This is a genomic window from Actinoallomurus sp. NPDC050550 (genome assembly GCF_040655075.1).
Classification (GTDB): Bacteria; Actinomycetota; Actinomycetes; order Streptosporangiales; family Streptosporangiaceae; genus Actinoallomurus.
The window spans coordinates 16777-33141 of the sequence record NZ_JBFAJC010000007.1 but is presented as its reverse complement, the minus strand read 5'-3'; the positions used below and the strand labels follow the sequence as shown (position 1 = coordinate 33141).

The window sequence follows — 16365 nt, the reverse complement described above, 5'->3', positions numbered from 1 at the left end:
TGGGTCCTGCCGCCTGGGCATGGCGGGTTCGATCGTTGGGTCGCCCGGGTATGGCGGGTCCGTGCCTTCGCGTCCACCTTGGGTACGGCGGGTCCTTGCCGTGAGGTCGCCTCGAGGTCACTCTGAAGTGATGAGAACGGCGGCGGAGTCCACCGGCCCGGGTCCCTCGCCGGACGAGGTCGAGCCGCCGGCCTCCCCCGGAGCGCGTCGCGGGCTCCGGTTCGCGGCGCTGGTCGCCGGGGCGCTGCCGGTGCTGGCGTTCCCCCGCGCGGGGCTGGACTGGCTGGCGTGGGTGGCGCTCGTGCCCGGCCTGCTGGTGGTACGGGCCGCCGCGACCGGCCGGGAGGCCGCCGTACGCGGCTGGTGGTTCGGCGCGGGATTCCTCGCCGCCGCGCTCTACTGGCTGCTGCCCGATCTCGGCCCGGCGCTGCCTCTGCTCGTGGTGGTCGCCGGGGTGCTCTGGGCGGGGTGGGGATACGCGGCCTGGGCGCTGCTACAGCCGGGGCGGCTCGCGGCGGCGCTCGTCGTCGTGCCGAGCGTGTGGGTGGTGGGCGAGTGGCTGCGTTCCTGGCACGCCCTCGGCGGGCCCTGGGCGTTGTACGGTGCCACGCAGTGGCGGCATCCGGCGGTGCTGGGCCTCGCGTCGCTGGGCGGCGTTTGGCTGGTGAGCTTCGCCCTCGTGGCGGTGAACACCGCGGTGGCCATGGTGCTCGTCACCCGTTCGGTGACCGCCGCGGTCCTCGCGGCGCTCATCGGCCTGTCCGGCCCGGTGGTCTACACGCCGTCGTCGGAGGCCGCCGGCCGGCCGATGCGGATCGCCCTCGTACAGCCCGGGGTCGTCGACGGCACGGAGCGCCGGTTCGACGAGAACGAGCGGATCACGGCCGCGCTCCCGGCCGCCGACCTGGTGGTCTGGGGTGAGAGCAGCGTCGGCTTCGACCTCGACCGGCGGCCCGATCTGGTCGCCCGCCTGACGGCGCTCGCCCGCGCGCACGGCCCCCTGCTCGTGAACGAGGACGCGCGTGACGTATCCGGGCGCATCTCCAAGACGGCGATCCTGATCGGGCCGGACGGCATCCGGGGCCGGTACGTCAAGAACCTGCTCGTCCCGTTCGGGGAGTACATCCCGCTCCGCCGTGAGCTGGGGTGGGTCGCCCGGATCAGCGCGGCGGCCGCCGAGGACCGCGTGCCCGGTACGGGCATCGTGCTGATGCGGGCCGGGAGCGGTCCGGACGCTGTGACGTTCGGGCCGCTGATCTGCTTCGAGTCGGCGTTCCCCGACCAGAGCCGGGCGGTGGTCCGGCGCGGCGCACGGCTGATCGTGTACGAGTCGGCGACCTCGTCCTTCCAGGACAGTTGGGCGCCGCCGCAGCACGCGTCGCTCGGCGCCGTGCGCGCGGCCGAGACCGGGCGCCCGGTCGTGCAGGCCGCGCTGACCGGTGTGTCGGCCGCCTTCGACGCGAAGGGGCGTCGGCTCGCCTGGTTCGACACGTCGCGGCGCGGGTCGGTGCTGGCCGAGGTCGCGCCCGCCGGGGGCCGTACGCCCTATGACCGGTTCGGGGACTACGTGCCCTGGCTGGCCGTCGGCGCCGTGCTCGTCAGCGGGTGGTGCGCTGTACGGACGCGACGCGGCAGGTGATCCGTCCGCCGTACGTCTGCACGCCGCTCGCCGTGAACTTCACCTTCTCGCCCGGCGCCACGTCCGTCTCGGCGTGCATCGCCGTGTCGACGCGGTTGCCGCCGCCGTCCACGATGTCGACCTGGACGACGTACCCCGCCGTTCGGCCGGTCGTGTTCGTTATCACACCGTGGACGACCCCGGCGTGCAGTTTTCGGCTCAGCGCGCACGCGGTCAACCGGACGTCCTTATCGGCCGGACCGGCGGGGGAGCCGCCGTGCTGGCCGCCGCATCCGGCGAGAAGCCCTGCGGTCACGGCCAGGATGAGGGCTCTGCGCATGCGGGAATCTCCTCGACTGTCATCACCGAACGAAGGATTGGCAGCTGTTGATCGCAGCCGACCGCAGAGCCTACCAACGAGTAGGGAACGCGGAAGGCGCATCCACGGCCCGGAATCCGGGCTGGTGCGACTGGGGGCGATGAGGCACAATAACCAAGCGGTCATCTACCTGGAGCGCCGAGGACGTAGGGGAAGACGAACCTCGCAACGTTCCCAGGAGGTCCGGTGTCCGCACGTGGCGTTTTCTACGTCCACTCAGCGCCGCCTGCGCTGTGCCCGCATATCGAGTGGGCCGCCGCAGGTGTACTTGGCGTGCCTGTATCGTTGCCGTGGAGTGATCAACCCGCGGCACCTGGCACCATGCGCGCCGAGTTGTGCTGGGAGGGCCAGCCCGGCACGGCTGCCGGCATTGTCTCCGCGCTGCGCGAGTGGCGGCTGCTTCGCTTTGAAGCGACCGAGGACGCCAGCCCGGGCTGCGACGGCGTCCGCTACAGCTTCACGCCCTCCCTGGGCGTGTTCACCGCGGTGATCGGCGCCAACGGCGACATCCATGTGCCCGAGGACCGCCTCCGTACCGCCATGGGCAACGCCCTAGCCGGCAAGGTGACGTTCGAGCACGAGGTCGACCGCCTCCTCGGCAAGCCCTGGGACGACGAGCTCGAGCCCTTCCGCCGGGCCGGCGACGGCGCGCCCGTCCGCTGGCTCCACGCCGCGGGCTGATCGCACGTCACTGACGGAGTCCTCGCCGGTCGGGAACGCGGCGAGGACTCCTGGTCTGATGCCTGCCGCGCATGCGATACGACGAATTCGCCGTCCGCTGCCAAGCGACCGTGTTGGTCGCAGCCATCAACGAGTGGCTGCGACCAACACGGTCGCAATGGGCCCTACTCCTCGCCAGAGAAGCGCTCCCACGCGGACTGGCGGGTCATCCCCAGCGTCTCCCCGATGCGCGCCCAGGTCACTCCCAGCGCACGCGCCTTGAGCACCCATTGAGCGAGGTTTCGCTCGACCTGCGCCCCCGCAGCTGCGATCCGCGGCAGACTCGCCAGCACTACCTCGGGGCTCGTCACCTGGTCCCACGGGGCAAGTTGCGGTCCGCCCTCCGCGGGCTTCCCCTCGATCACCGTCGAGCAGAGAGCCACGCACTCATCACAGATGAACACTCCCGGTCCGGCCACGAGCGTCCCGACCTCGGTGTTCCGCTTCTGACAGAACGAGCACGCTGCGATCACGGACTCTTTTGCTGCGGGCGACATCCGATCACCTTTCCCTCTGTGTCAGGTACTCCCTGACGGCGTCAGGCGCCACCTTACGCCGTCAGGAAATGCCTGACAAGAGAGTTCGATCGGCTCGCCGAGAGCTGGGAGCCACACCGGTCAGCGTGTCGAATGCTGCCGGCGGGTCGGTTTCAGCCGGTCCTAATGGCATCCGGGTGCCTCGAAACCGGCCCCGGCCGACCGCGCACCAGGCAGGCTCTCCGCTCGGTGCCGCACTACTGGGCTCACACTCACCGCTGATACAGGTCGATGTGGTTGCCGCCGGGGTCCTGCACCGTTGATGACTGAGGCTTCCATGGCTTGTCGGCCGGCGGTTCGATCTCGACGGCACCAGCGGCGAGCGCCCGCGCATGCGCGGCGTCGATGTCGTCGACGAGCAGGCCGAATTTGACCCGCCCACCGGGCCACGGATGCCGCTCGGGATCGGCCACGGTCAGGAGGAAGAAGTCGTCGTCAGGGTATGCGCCGAACTGAAACGAGCTGATCTCTTCGTGGTAAGAGGCGTCGAAGGCGTCGCGGTAAAACGCGATCGAGGTGGGCAGATCGTCGGCCACGATCGTGACCTGGGCGATGCGACGGGTCTTCACGGGTAGCCCCTTCTCAAGATGGTGCTCGACGGTCTCGATGAGCTGCGCCAGCGAGTCGGCTCTGCCTCGCAGGCGTTCGCGATGCTCGGCGAGCACGGTCTCGACACCGCGTTCGCGGACCGCTCGCATCGCATCGACGGGCACCTGCAAACGGCGCAATGTCGCGTACAAACGCGCCTCGCTGACCTGATCAAGCCGATAGCGGCGGTATCCGGTGTCGGGGTCGACGAAGGCGGGTCTGAGCAGCCCCACGTCGTCGTAGTGCCGCAATGCGGTGATCGACAGACCGGTGACCAGCGAGAAACTCCCTATGCTCAGCACGCGCCCATTCTGCGAGTCTCGAGCCACCCGAGAGTCAACCAGCCGTGGTCAGCCTCAAGGATGCGAGTGTGTGGAAGTGGCGGTCTTGTCGGCGGGAAACGAGACTGCGACGAGCCGGTAGCCCGAAACCGTGTGAGGTGCCTTGGCGGCTGCGTCGCTATGATCGGCAGGGTGGAGGCGAGCCGTAACACGGCAGCGCATGGCGGTGAGTTCGACGCGTTGCGCGAGGCGGCTCGCCATACCTACGGTGCCGATGCCGCTGGTTACCAGGAAGGGCGACCGGATTATCCGCCGCGGGTCTACGAAGTGCTGCGGTCGAGGTGTGGCCTTGGACCGGGCAGCCGGGTGCTGGAGATCGGGCCAGGGTCTGGCTTGGTGACCAGGCATCTTGTCGCTGCGGGGGCGACCGTGGTCGCGGTTGAGCCGGACCATGGGTTCGCCGAGTATCTCGGCCAGACCATGCCGGAGGTGCAGGTGGTGCGTGCGCCTTTCGACGAGGCCGATGTCGGTGGTGGGTTCGACGCGGTCGTGGCCGCGACCTCGTTTCACTGGCTTGACCAGTCCGCCGCCTTGCGGAAGGTGAGCGCTGCGTTGCGGCCGGGCGGCTGGGCGGCGATCTGGTGGACGGTGTTCTCCGATCCGTACCGGGAAGATCCGTTGCTGGCCGCAGCCAGGGCTGTTCTGGGCTTCGAGCCCGGCAACCAGCGGGACGGGACGGCATTTCAGCTTGACCGCGACGCTCGATGCGAAGATCTGCGCCGTGACGCCGGTCTGGCCGACGTCGCCGCGGAGTTGATCTCCTGGGACCTGTCGATGAACGCCGATCAGGTAGGGGCGCTGTTCAACTCGATGATGACCGTCAGGCAGTTGCCAGAAGTCCAACGCAGGCACGTGCTGGAGACACTTACCAGCCTGGTGGACGAGCGGTTCGCGGGCACCGCTACCCGTCCGCACTTGACCGCCTTGTACGTCGGCCGGAAGGTCGCGTAGCGCGGGAACAGCGACTCCATTACGTCCCCGAAGGCGGTGGCGGTCGGCGCTCTTCGCGTGCGCCTCGCGGGGAGGTCCCGAGGCCGCCCCCTGCATGGTGACGAACGCCCCGCCCAGGGCTGTTCCTGGACGGGGCGTTCGGGTCTTCGGGTGCTACAGCGGGATGTTGCCGTGGGCGCCTCGGGCGGGGGTCGCCTCGGCGATGGCCTGGGCGATCGCGCGCCGGGTCTTGGGCGGCTCGACGACCTCGTCGATGACGCCGAGGTCCTGGGCGCGCTGCAGTCCGCCGGCGATCTGCTCGTGCTCGGCGGCGAGCTGCTCTTCCAGCGCGTGCCGCTCCTCGTCCGGGACGGCGGCCAGCTTGCGGCGGTGCAGGATGCGCACGGCCGCGACCGCGCCCATTACCGCGATCTGGGCGGTCGGCCACGCGAAGACGCGCGTCGCGCCGAGTGCCCGGGAGTTCATCGCGATGTACGCGCCGCCGTACGACTTGCGGGTCACGAGCGTGACGCGCGGCACGACCGCCTCGGCGAACGCGTGCAGCAGCTTCGCGCCGCGCCGTACGACGCCATCGTGCTCCTGGCCGACGCCCGGCAGGTAACCGGGGACGTCGACGATGACGACGAGGGGCACCCCGAACGCGTCGCACATCCGTACGAACCGCGAGGCCTTCTCCGCCGACGTGGAGTCCAGGCAGCCGCCGAGACGCATCGGGTTGTTGGCGATGACGCCGACGGTGCGGCCGCCGAGGCGGCCGAGCGTCGTGACGATGTTCGGCGCCCACTTCGGGTGCAGCTCGATGGACTCCGCGGGGTCGTCGAGCAGCCCGCTCACGATCGGGTGCACGTCGTACGCGCGCCGCGGGTTCTCCGGCAGGATGCCGCTGAGGTCCTTCTCCTCGACCTCCTCCGTGCGCAGCCGCCCCTGGTGACCGAGGAGGGTCGCGACCCGCCTGGCCTTCACCAGGGCCTCGGTGTCGTCCTTGGCCACCACGTGCACGACGCCGCTGCGCTTGCTGTGCGGCTCGGGGCCGCCCAGCGCCGCCATGTCGACGTCCTCGCCGGTGACCGACCGTACGACGTCCGGGCCGGTCACGAAGATGCGGCCGCCCTCGGACAGGATGACGATGTCGGTCAGAGCCGGTCCGTACGCGGCCCCGCCGGCGGCGGCGCCGAGCACGACCGAGATCTGCGGCACCACGCCGGACGCCCGGGTCATGGCGGCGAAGATGCGCCCGACCCCGTGCAGCGACTCGACGCCCTCGGCGAGGCGCGCCCCGCCGGAGTGCCACAGGCCGACGATCGGCAGCCGCTCGCGTACCGCGTGGTCGTAGGCGTGGACGATGGCCTCACAGCCGACCGAGCCCATCGCGCCGCCCTGGACACGCGGGTCGCTGGCGAACGCCACGACCGGCATGCCCTCGATCCGGCCGACGCCGACCAGGGCGCCGCTGGTGTCCTCCTCGCTGAGGAGCCGCAGCGACCCTTCGTCGAAGAGGGCCTCCAGCCGGACCCGTGGGTCGCGCGGGTCCGGAGCGATCTGTTCAGGGGGCTCGGACGCCTGGCTGGCCGACCTGCTCTCGACAACGGTCACGACTCATGCCTCCTCAAGGCGACGGTCACGTTGTGGCCGCCGAAGCCGAACGAGTTGTTCAGGGCGGCGGCGGGACCGCCGGGCAGCTTGCGAGGCTCGTCCCGGACGATGTCCAGGTCGACCTCGTCGTCGAGCTCCTCGATGTTGATGGTCGGCGGGACCAGGCTCTCGCGCAGGGCGAGGATCACGGCGATAGACTCCACCGCGCCCGTACCGCCGAGCAGGTGCCCGGTCATCGACTTGGTGCTGGTGATGGCGACCTGGCCGGCGGCCTCGCCGAGTGCCAGCTTGATCGCCTTGATCTCCCCGGCGTCGCCGACCGGAGTGGAGGTGCCGTGCGCGTTGATGTGCACGATGTCCGACGGCTCCAGCTTCGCGTCGGCCAGCGCGCGGCGCATGGCCTTCGCCATGCCCTCGGGGTCGTTGGACACGATGTCCACCGCGTCGGCGGAGTAGCCCACACCGGCGGCGACCGCGTAGATGCGGGCGCCGCGCGCCCGCGCGTGCTCCTCCGACTCCAGGATGACGATCCCGGAACCCTCGCCGAGCACGAACCCGTCCCGCGCCTTGTCGTACGGGCGCGAGGCGTGCTCGGGGTCGTCGTTGCGCGTCGACATGGCGCGCATCGAGCCGAAGGCCGCGAGGTTCAGCCGGTGGATGGCCGCCTCGGTGCCGCCGGCGATGACGACGTCGGCCCGCCCGGCCCGGATCATATCGATGCCGTAGCCGATGGCCTCCGCGCTGGAGGCACAGGCGCTGGCGAGGGCGTGCGCTCCGGCCTTCGCGCCGAACTCGATGCTGACGACCCCGGCGCCGCCGTTCGGCATCAGCATCGGGACGGCGAACGGGGAGACCCGCTGCCAGCCCTTCGCGTTCAGCGTGTCGTAGTTGTCGAGGGTCGTGATGATCCCGCCGATCCCCGACGAGACGACGGCGCCGAGCCGGTCACTGTCGACCGTGAAGCCCGCCTCGTCGCCGAACGCGAAGCCGGCGTCGCGCCAGGCCTCTCGCGCGGCGATGAGGGCGAACTGCTGGCAACGGTCCAGCCGGCGCAGTCGGTGCCTCGGCAGGACCTCCGAGGGCTCAACCGCGATCGGAGCCGCGATCCTCACCGAGAGGCTCTCCGCCCACTCGGCGGTGAGCCGCTTCACGCCGGACCGGCCCGCCAGCAGAGCGGACCAGGTCGATGCCACGTCGCCGCCGAGAGGCGTAGTAGCGCCGAGTCCGGTCACGACGACGGAGGTACTCATATGGTCACGCTCTCCCTTGTTGTTCGACTTCAGGCAGAGACGCCCTTGCTCTGCACGTAGTTGACGACGTCCTTGACCGTCTTGAGGTTCTTCAGCTCGTCGTCGGGGATCTCCACGCCGAACTTGTCCTGCGCGGCCACGGCGATCTCGACCATCGACAGGGAGTCGATGTCCAGGTCGTCGACGAACGACTTCTCCGGGGTCACGTCGGCCGGGTCGACGCCCGCGATCTCCTCGATGATGTCGCCGAGGCCTTCGAGGATCTCCTGCTCGGAAAGAGCCATGGGATATTTCTCCATTTCTAGGGTGTGGAACTGTGCTTCGGAGGGAGTTCAGGGGTGGCGGCCCTACGGGATGCGGACCACCTGGGCGGCGTAGGTCATGCCGGCGCCGAAGGCGATCAGCAGGGCCGGTGCGCCGGAGGGCACGTCGCCGCGTTCGATCATGCGGGACAGCGCGAGGGGGACCGAAGCGGCCGAGGTGTTGCCGGCGTTCACGATGTCGTCGGCGACGACGGCGTTCTCGGCCTTGAGCTTACGTGCGATCGCCTCGATGATGCGCAGGTTGGCCTGGTGCGGGACGAACGCGGCGAGCTCGGACGGCGAGATGCCGGCGCGCTCGCACGCCTCCTTCGCGATCGGGGCCAGCGCGGTCGTGGCCCACCGGAACACCGACTGGCCTTCCTGGAACAGGAAGCTCGTACGGTCCTTGATGTAGATCCGGTCGGCCATGTCGCCGGCGCTGCCCCAGACGACGGGGCCGATCGCGGCGTCGTCGGCGCCGGTCACCACGGCCGCACCGGCACCGTCGGCGAAGATGATGCAGGTGGAGCGGTCGGTCCAGTCGACCCACTGCGACAGCTTCTCCGAGCCGACCACCAGGACGTTGCGCGCCGAACCGGCGCGGACCGCGTCGGCGGCGTTGGACAGCGCGTAGCAGAAGCCCGCGCACGCCGCGTTGACGTCGTACGCCCCGGGCGCGGTGATGCCGAGCCGGTGGGCCACGCTCGCCGAGGCGTTGGGGATCTGCGCCTCCTGGGTGCAGGTGGCGACGATGACCAGGTCGATGTCCTCGGGGGACAGGCCGCTGCTCGCCAGGGCCTTGCCGCCCGCCTGGACGGCCATGTCGACGACGGACTCCTCCGGACCCGCGATGCGGCGCTGCTTGATGCCGGTGCGGCTCTGGATCCACTCGTCGTTGGTCTCGACGGTCTTGGCGATGTCGTCGTTGGTGACGACGTTGGACGGCTGGTAGTGACCGAACGCGAGGATGCGCGCCCCGGGGGCGCCGGTACGGAGCTGGAAGGACGTCACGCGTTCTCCAAAGTGTCGTCGCCGACGCGCGTCTCCTGCTGGATGAGGGCGCGCGCCTTGTCGAGGTCGGCCGGTGTCTTCAGCGCGACCCGCTCCACGTCGGGAAGCGCGCGCCTGGCCAGGCCGACCAGGGTGCCCGCAGGGGGCAGTTCGATGATCGCCGTGACGCCGAGGTCCGCCATCGTCGCCATGCAGGAGTCCCAGCGCACCGGTGCGCTGACCTGCTCGACGAGGCGGGCGACGAGGTCGCGGCCGTCTGCCACGACCGCACCGTCGCGGTTGGAGAGCAGCCGGGTGACCGGGTCGGCCACCGGCATGCCCGGGGTGATCCGCCGCAGTGTGTCCACCGCGGGGGCCATGTGATGGGTGTGGAACGCTCCGGCCACCGACAGCGGCCGCAGCCGCGCGCCGGCCGGTGGCGCGTCCGCGAACGCGGCCAGCTGCTCCATCGTGCCGGCCGCGACCACCTGGCCGGCGCCGTTGGTGTTGGCCGGGGTGAGGCCGTGCTTCTCGATCGTCGCGAGGACCTCCTCCTCATCGCCGCCCAGGACCGCGGTCATGCCGGTCTCGGTGACGGCTGCGGCCTCGGCCATCGCCCGGCCGCGCTCCCGTACGAGCACCATGGCGGACTCGGGGGAGATCACACCGGCGATCACCGCGGCGGCGAGCTCGCCCACGCTGTGCCCGGCCGTCACGTCCGGACGCACGCCCAGGACCTCGTACGCCGCGAGCGCGGAGGCGACCAGAAGAGGCTGCGCGACGGCGGTGTCGCGGATCTCATCGGCGTCGGCGGTCGTGCCGTACCGGATCAGGTCGAGCCCGGTGACGGCGGACCACCACGCGAGACGGTCGGCGACGCCCGGCAGTTCGAGCCAGGCGTTCAGGAATCCCGGGGTCTGGGCGCCCTGCCCGGGCGCGGCGATGACGAGCACGCACTCAACCATGCACTGTAGGACTCCACCATATGCATGCGGTTAGGTACGAAGTTCCGGCGGCGAGCCTTGTGTGACTCCTACAAGACCGTCACAGGCCGTTGGAGCGACCCGCGAATCGGCCCAGAACAAGGGCGATGCGCAGAGTGAACGCCGCCCGGCCGTCGGAGGGAACGTATCCGGTGAGCTCGGTCACCCGGCGCAGGCGGTACCGCACCGTGTTGGGGTGCACGAACAACAGCCGCGCCGTGGCCTCCAGCGACGAGCCCTGCTCCAGGTACGTGGTGAGAGTGTCCAGCAGCGGCGCCCCGGCGGCGCGCAGCGGTTCGTACACCTCCTCCACGAGGTACGCCTGCGCGTCCGGGTCGCCGTCGAGGGCGCGTTCGGCGAGCAGGTCGCTGGCGAGCACCGGCCGTGGCGCGTCCGGCCAGCCGGCCACCGCCCGCAGACCGGCCAGCGCCGCGCGCGCCGACATGGTCGCGGCGTACAGGTCGTCGACGCGCGGCCCGATCACGACCGCGCCCGGGCCGAACTTCGACGTGAACGGCTTGGCGGCCGCGAGCGGGTCCTCCTCGACACCGCCGACGATGACGATCAGCCGGTTGCCCTGGACGCCGGCGAGCACGTCGACGCGCGCCCGGCGGGACGCGATGCGGATGTCGTCGATGATGGCCTCGGGCTCGTCCTCGGGGGTGTTGCCCGCCATCACCGCGACCGACGTCGACGCCCAGCCGAGCGCGGCGGCCCACGAGTGCAGCGACTCGTCGACCTCACCGCGCAGCAGCGCGTCGACGATGAGCGCCTCCAGCCGGGCGTCCCACGCGCCACGGGTCTCGGCGGCCCGCGCGTACACCTGGGCCGCGCCGAAGGCGACCTCCCGGGTGTAGCGCAGGATGGCCTCCCGCAGCTGCGTCTCGCCGCCGGGCGCCGCCAGCTCGTTCACCTGCGCCTCGACGACGTCGATGACGACCCGGACGATCTCCACCGTCTGCTGCAGCCGCACCGCCCGCATCAGCTCGCGCGGCGCCGTGCCGAACACCTCACCGGCGATCGCCGGCCGGATCTTCTCCTCGTGCTTGAACCACTCGACGAACCCGGCGATGCCGGCCTGGGCCACCAGACCGACCCAGGACCGGTACTCCGCCGACATCGCGCGGAACCACGGCAGTCGTTCTTCCATGCTGGCCGTCGCGGCGGTGCCCAGGGTTCCCATCGCCTGTTCGAGCCGCTCAGTGGTCTGTTCGCGGATGTCGAGGTCTTTCTTCACGACGAACAGCCTCCCACCAATCGGCCGCCTCGGCGGCACCGCCTCCGCCGAGGTCACCGGCTGCCGCGGCGGTGCCCAGGCGGGCGCCCGCCCGGACCGTCGCTCGCCTCCGCGACGCCGGGCGTACCGATCGGACCTGCTCCGGGGGCGCCTCGATCACTGTACGGGTGCGCGTCGGTCGCTCGGGACGCCGCGGTCCGCGTCACCGCCCGCGACGGCGCGGTGACCGGCGGGCGCATCGCCCGGGGCCGTCGGTCAGGCGGCGTCGCGCCCGGCTCCGAGGCCGGGCGCCGCGAGGCCGCGACGTCTCGGACTCTCGAACCTCCAGAAGATCGCCCGGCACCCGGCGAGCACGACGGCGAACACCGGCAGCCACACCGCCCGTGCCGCGACCCACGTCCAGTCACCGGGCAGGTCGTGCAGGCCGGGCAGGGCGCCGAAGGGCAGGGTCACCACCGTTGTGAGCATGAACGCGGTCTGGTGCCAGCAGAAGACCGTCATCGCCGACAGGTTCGCCAGCGCCACGGGCAGCCAGGCCAGGGGCCGCCGCATCCAGCGCGCCAGCCGGTCCCGGAGCAGCAGAGCCGCCCCGACCTGCGCCAGGCCGAACGCCACCGCCGCCGATGTCGGCGGGCTCAGATTGGACACCGGCGCTCCCGGCACGCCGACCATGCTCGCGGGATATCCGGCGAGCGTCACGAGCGCGACCGTCGCCGCCGTCCCACCGGCCAGCAGGGCCACGGCGGTACGCCGGGAGCCGAGCCCGCCCTTCGCCCAGGCGATACCGAGCAGGTACGGCACCGCCCACCCGGCGGGCACATTGATCCAGCCCACCCACGCGGGACCGTGCAACCCGAACCGTACGAGGTCGGTGCAGGCCACCGTCCCGGCCGCCACGGCCGCGGCGTACGGCCCGAACCGGGCGAGCAGCGGGGTCAGCGCGGTCATGCCGGTGAAGACGCACAGGAACCACAGCGGGCTGAGCATCAGGCGAACGAGCGGCTCCGGATCCACACCGGCCGCGATGAGAACGATCGTGAGCGGTATCCACGCGGCCACCAGGACCGCGGCCGGCCGGACCAGCCGCTCGAGACGGCCGCGGACCCACCCGCCGGGGCTCCTCCGGCCGAGGCTCCTGGCCGCGGCGTACCCGCCGACGAAGAAGAAGAGGGCTAGTGTCTGCAGCACCCAGGACACCGGGGCGAGCCACGGCATGAACGCCAGCGGGCTGCGCACGTTCCAGTGCGTGGAGCCGTCCGCCGCTCCCGCGGGGACGAGCGCGGTGACCAGCCAGTGCCCGAGGACGACCCCGAGGATGCCGAAGGCCCGCAGGGCGTCCACGGCCCGGTCACGGTGCTCCGGAGTGGCCGCCTCGACCCGCTCGGCAAGCGCGCGCAGCCCTCCGCCCCGAGAGTGTCCTCTCCCCGCCAGCGGTCGGGGAGCCACGGGCCCTGCGCCCGGCCGAGGGGCGACCGGCCTCACTTCGGGGTGCTGAGCGAGGGGCCGCGCTTCCGAGGGGGCGGGTTCTGCTTCCGGGCGGGGAGCGGCCGGTCGTGCTTCCAGACGGGGAGCGGTGGGGTCCGCGCCCGACCGGGGAGCGTCGGACCTTGCTTCCGAGTGTGGGGCGAGGGACCGCGCCTTCGAGGGGGCGGGTTCTGCTTCTGGCAGGGGAGCGGCCGGTCGTTCTTCCGGACGGAGGGCGACGGGGTCCGTGTCCGGCCGGGGCGCGAGGACGGGAGGGTGGAGGATCGGGTCAGCGGCCACGGGACACCTCCGCGCCACGGCCCAGGGCGATGAGGGCGAGGTTGCGCAGGGCGATCCCGCCCGGCCGGAGGTAGTCGCTGTGGCTGCCGCCGCCGGCCGCGAACACGCGGGCGCCGAAGCCGCGGCCGATCGGGTCGGCGCCGAAGCCCAACCCGAGGACCCGCACCTTCGGGACGTACGCGGTCCAGTCACCGGACGCCCGCCCGGCCCACAGCCGCGCCCCGGTGTGCAGGCCCGCCGCCGACGAGACCGCCATGCCGGGACTGCCGAACACCGCGATGTCCGTGGCGGGCAGGTGGTGGGCGGCGCGCCCGCACACGACCGAGCCGTAGCTGTGGCACAGCAGGCTCACCGCGACGCCGCGGGCGGCCAGCGCGTTCACCAGCGGGCGCAGGGCGCGGGCGCCCTGGTCGGCGCGGGCGGTGGTGGCGATGTCGAGGCTGACGGTGGCCGGGGTCGTGTACCCGAGCCAGGCGATCACCGCGAGCCGGGCGTGCGGGTCGAGGCGGCGGGCCTCGGCGAGCACCGCCCGCGCCCCGCCGCCCGGCGAGGCGGTGCCCCGGGAGTCGAAGCTCCGCAGTGTGGTGTCCGCCCCCGGAACCAGGATCGCCACGCGGCGGGCCGTGGCCAGGTCGCCGACGACCTCGACGGCCCGGCCGCGCGGGTCGAACGCCAGGAACGTACGGCCGGGCGAGGCCAGCGGCGCGAGCCGAGGGTCGCGGCTGGCGGCGGTCTCGATCGCCATCCGGTCCGAGGCGTACCGGGCGGCCAGCGTCCGGCCGGTCAGCACGGGCAGCGGCTGTTCGGGCGGCGGCGCGACGGGGCGTCCGCCGGCCGCCCCGGTCACGATCACGACGCCGCCGAGGGTGAGTGTGGCGAGTGTCGCCCGGCGCTTGTTCACGGGCCGTCCTTCCTGGTCAACGATTGATCAGGAAGTTACGAACCGGGCGTTGTCACCCGCGTCCCCCCGGCGACCGGACTTAGGGATACATCTCCGGTAGGGGGCGGGATGACCCCGGTGCCCGTTAGCCGCTATGCGGAGACGTCATCATCGCCGGGCTGGGCCAGGCCGGCCCGGTGACCAGGCCGGCCCGGTGTCCGGGGCGGGGCCTCATTCGCCGGGGCGTACGAGGCCCGTCTCGTAGGCGTAGACCACGGCCTGGGTGCGGTCCCGCAGGTCCAGCTTCATGAGGATGCGGCCGACGTGCGTCTTGACCGTCTGCTCGGCGACGACGAGGCGTTCGGCGACCTCCGCGTTGGACAGGCCGCGCGCGACCAGGCCCAGCACCTCGGTCTCCCGGTCCGTGAGGCCCTCCAGGCGTTTGCGGTCCGGTCCCTTCGGGGCGCCCATCCGCGCGAACTCCGAGATCAGCCGGCGGGTGACGGTCGGCGCCAGCAGCGCCTCGCCCCCCGCGACCACGCGTACCGCGTCCGAGAGCTCCTGCGCGGACGCGTCCTTGAGCAGGAATCCGCTGGCCCCGGCGCGCAGCGCCTCGTACACGTAGTCGTCCAGGTCGAAGGTGGTCAGCACCAGGATGCCGGGCGGGTCCGGCTGTTCGGTGATGAGGCGGGTGGCCGCCAGGCCGTCGAGCACGGGCATCCGTACGTCCATGAGCACCACGTCGGGCCGCAGGCCGGCGGCCTTGCGCACGGCCTCCTCGCCGTTGACGGCCTCGCCGACGACCTCGATGTCCGGCTGGGCGTTCAGGAGGATGGAGAAGCCCGACCGGACCATTCCCTGGTCGTCGGCGATCAGCACGCGGATGCTCATGAGTCCCTTTTTCTTCCGAGGGGGCGGCTACGGCCGGGCTCGGTCGGCCGGCGTCGCGGGCTCCGGGCGCCCGGCCGGGTGCGTACGGTCGTCGGCGTCCAGGGGGAGCACGGCGGTCACGACGAATCCGCCGTCGGCGGTCGGCTCGGTGGTGAGGTCGCCGCCGAGCATGGCGGCGCGTTCGCGCATGCCGACCAGGCCGTGGCCGCCTCCGGCGCGCGCCACGCGGTCCGGGGCGGTCCCCGCGCCGTTGCGCACCCGGAGCCGCAGCACGTCCGGCTCGTACGCGATGTCCACGCGCACCGACGCTCCGGGCGCGTGCCGCATCACGTTGCTCAGTGACTCCTGCAGGATCCGGTAGGCCGAGAGCCCGACGCCGGCCGGCAGGATCGGCGCCTGCCCGGTCACGGACGTCTCGACGGTGAGGCCGCCGGCGCGTGCCGACGCGACGACCTCCTCCAGGCGTTCCAGGCCAGGCAGCGGCGCGGTCTGGGCCGCAGGGTCGGTCCGCAGGACGCCGAGGATCCGGCGCAGCTCGGTCAGCCCCTCCAGCGCGCTGGCACGGATGTCGGCGAAGCTCTCGGCCAGTTCCGGTGGCGGGTCGGCGACCTTGTACGGCGCGGCCTCCGCCTGGATCGCGATGACCGACATGTGGTGGGCGACGACGTCGTGCAGCTCACGCGCGATCCGCTGCCGCTCCTGCAGTACGGCCGTCTCCGCCTCGTGCCGGGCCTCCTGCTCGGCCAGCGCCCGCCGGGTGGTCCGGCGCAGCCGGACGGTGTACCCGAGGAGGATCGGAACGGCGCACAGCAGCGCGAACGCGCCGGTGTTCGGATCGATGAGGATGCATCCTGCGGTGGTGATGACCATCACGCCGACCGTCACCGCGCGCTCGCAGCGCACCGCCACCGAGTACAGGCACAGCAGGTAGACGATGCCCAGCCAGGGCAGGTACGGCACGCCGGTCAATGCCGGGGCCCGGAAGACGAGCGTCGACAGGATCATCGCAAGCGCGGACCACCGCCAGGCGACCAGCGGACGGCTGCCGCGCAGCAGCAGGGGCAGGACGCCCAGGAGCGACACCACGGTGAGGGCGGAGTCGGCGTGGTACGACCGCACGGTCGCGTTGCCGGCGAGGAGCAGGATCAGGGTGAGGAGCACCTCGGCGGCGGTGGGGAGGTAGACCCCGCGGATCGTCAGCCGACGGTGACGCCGCCCCGGCGGGTCCGTCCGGCCTTGCGCCACCGCGGCGAACACCGGACGCAGCGCACGCGCGAGCGTCCCGGGTGGTGCATCGGCCATGCCCTGAGCGTAGGCCCTCACGCATGTCCGCCTCGTACCT

The 16365-nt window shown here is 72.0% G+C and carries 16 protein-coding genes; 3 read left to right on the top strand and 13 right to left on the bottom strand.

All coding sequences use genetic code 11. The annotated features are described in order from the left end of the window. Positions 1-130: 130 nt before the first annotated feature. Positions 131-1639, top strand: coding sequence for an apolipoprotein N-acyltransferase (lnt, locus tag AB0I04_RS12105; protein WP_360882486.1), 1509 nt, complete (start codon positions 131-133; stop codon positions 1637-1639). Here lnt and AB0I04_RS12100 read toward each other — a convergent pair. Further along, positions 1599-1958, bottom strand: coding sequence for an FxLYD domain-containing protein (locus tag AB0I04_RS12100; RefSeq protein ID WP_360882484.1), 360 nt, complete (start codon positions 1956-1958; stop codon positions 1599-1601). The genes lnt and AB0I04_RS12100 overlap by 41 nt on opposite strands. 225 nt (positions 1959-2183) lie before the next feature. Here AB0I04_RS12100 and AB0I04_RS12095 point away from each other — a divergent pair, with 225 nt between their 5' ends. Next, positions 2184-2678, top strand: coding sequence for a DUF3145 domain-containing protein (locus tag AB0I04_RS12095; protein WP_360882482.1), 495 nt, complete (start codon positions 2184-2186; stop codon positions 2676-2678). Between the two features lie 164 nt (positions 2679-2842). On the opposite strand, the gene AB0I04_RS12090 is transcribed toward AB0I04_RS12095, so the two are convergent. Together AB0I04_RS12090 and AB0I04_RS12085 are read right to left on the bottom strand one after the other, a co-directional pair. Further along, positions 2843-3214 (bottom strand): ClpX C4-type zinc finger protein, encoded by a 372-nt coding sequence (locus AB0I04_RS12090; RefSeq protein ID WP_360882480.1) that lies wholly within the window; start codon positions 3212-3214, stop codon positions 2843-2845. Positions 3215-3465: 251 nt separating this feature from the next. Next, complete coding sequence (locus tag AB0I04_RS12085) at positions 3466-4143, bottom strand: VOC family protein (RefSeq protein WP_360882478.1); 678 nt, start codon at positions 4141-4143, stop codon at positions 3466-3468. Positions 4144-4314: 171 nt separating this feature from the next. On the opposite strand from AB0I04_RS12085, the gene AB0I04_RS12080 reads away from it, so the two are divergent. Further along, on the top strand, positions 4315-5133 hold the full coding sequence (locus tag AB0I04_RS12080; protein ID WP_360882476.1) for a class I SAM-dependent methyltransferase: 819 nt from the start codon (positions 4315-4317) through the stop codon (positions 5131-5133). Between the two features lie 153 nt (positions 5134-5286). On the opposite strand, the gene AB0I04_RS12075 is transcribed toward AB0I04_RS12080, so the two are convergent. The 10 genes from AB0I04_RS12075 to AB0I04_RS12030 form a co-directional block, all read right to left on the bottom strand. Next, positions 5287-6672 carry a carboxyl transferase domain-containing protein gene (locus AB0I04_RS12075; RefSeq protein WP_360883176.1) on the bottom strand — a complete coding sequence of 462 codons (1386 nt, stop codon included), beginning with the start codon at positions 6670-6672 and terminating at the stop codon, positions 5287-5289. A 50-nt stretch (positions 6673-6722) separates the two neighbouring features. Next, on the bottom strand, positions 6723-7976 hold the full coding sequence (gene fabF, locus AB0I04_RS12070) for a beta-ketoacyl-ACP synthase II (protein WP_360882474.1): 1254 nt from the start codon (positions 7974-7976) through the stop codon (positions 6723-6725). A gap of 29 nt (positions 7977-8005) precedes the next feature. Continuing rightward, complete coding sequence (locus AB0I04_RS12065) at positions 8006-8260, bottom strand: acyl carrier protein (RefSeq protein WP_360882472.1); 255 nt, start codon at positions 8258-8260, stop codon at positions 8006-8008. A 63-nt stretch (positions 8261-8323) separates the two neighbouring features. Further along, positions 8324-9289, bottom strand: coding sequence for a beta-ketoacyl-ACP synthase III (locus AB0I04_RS12060; RefSeq protein ID WP_360882470.1), 966 nt, complete (start codon positions 9287-9289; stop codon positions 8324-8326). Beyond that, the gene (locus AB0I04_RS12055; RefSeq protein ID WP_360882468.1) at positions 9286-10221 is read right to left on the bottom strand and encodes an ACP S-malonyltransferase; all 936 of its coding nucleotides are present in this window, start codon (positions 10219-10221) and stop codon (positions 9286-9288) included. Before AB0I04_RS12055 ends, AB0I04_RS12060 begins: the two co-directional genes overlap by 4 nt. Before the next feature lie 91 nt (positions 10222-10312). Next, a complete protein-coding gene (locus AB0I04_RS12050; RefSeq protein ID WP_360883173.1) occupies positions 10313-11434 on the bottom strand; it encodes a helix-turn-helix domain-containing protein in 1122 nt (373 codons plus the stop codon). A 309-nt stretch (positions 11435-11743) separates the two neighbouring features. Further along, the gene (locus AB0I04_RS12045) at positions 11744-12934 is read right to left on the bottom strand and encodes an acyltransferase (protein ID WP_360882466.1); all 1191 of its coding nucleotides are present in this window, start codon (positions 12932-12934) and stop codon (positions 11744-11746) included. A gap of 307 nt (positions 12935-13241) precedes the next feature. Continuing rightward, positions 13242-14153, bottom strand: coding sequence for an alpha/beta hydrolase (locus AB0I04_RS12040; protein WP_360882465.1), 912 nt, complete (start codon positions 14151-14153; stop codon positions 13242-13244). Positions 14154-14363: 210 nt separating this feature from the next. Further along, a complete protein-coding gene (locus AB0I04_RS12035; protein WP_360882464.1) occupies positions 14364-15023 on the bottom strand; it encodes a response regulator transcription factor in 660 nt (219 codons plus the stop codon). Between the two features lie 27 nt (positions 15024-15050). Continuing rightward, positions 15051-16325, bottom strand: a complete 1275-nt coding sequence (locus AB0I04_RS12030) for a sensor histidine kinase (RefSeq protein ID WP_360882462.1) — start codon at positions 16323-16325, stop codon at positions 15051-15053. Between the last annotated feature and the right edge of the window lie 40 nt (positions 16326-16365).

Excerpts from the sequence above, each read along its gene's own strand:
- AB0I04_RS12050 (WP_360883173.1), bottom strand. The coding sequence starts at position 11,434 with ATGGGAACCCTGGGCACCGCCGCGACGGCCAGCATGGAAGAACGACTG.
- lnt (WP_360882486.1), top strand. The coding sequence starts at position 131 with ATGAGAACGGCGGCGGAGTCCACCGGCCCGGGTCCCTCGCCGGACGAG.
- AB0I04_RS12065 (WP_360882472.1), bottom strand. The coding sequence starts at position 8,260 with ATGGCTCTTTCCGAGCAGGAGATCCTCGAAGGCCTCGGCGACATCATC.
- AB0I04_RS12100 (WP_360882484.1), bottom strand. The coding sequence starts at position 1,958 with ATGCGCAGAGCCCTCATCCTGGCCGTGACCGCAGGGCTTCTCGCCGGA.
- AB0I04_RS12030 (WP_360882462.1), bottom strand. The coding sequence starts at position 16,325 with ATGGCCGATGCACCACCCGGGACGCTCGCGCGTGCGCTGCGTCCGGTG.
- fabF (WP_360882474.1), bottom strand. The coding sequence starts at position 7,976 with ATGAGTACCTCCGTCGTCGTGACCGGACTCGGCGCTACTACGCCTCTC.
- AB0I04_RS12090 (WP_360882480.1), bottom strand. The coding sequence starts at position 3,214 with ATGTCGCCCGCAGCAAAAGAGTCCGTGATCGCAGCGTGCTCGTTCTGT.
- AB0I04_RS12035 (WP_360882464.1), bottom strand. The coding sequence starts at position 15,023 with ATGAGCATCCGCGTGCTGATCGCCGACGACCAGGGAATGGTCCGGTCG.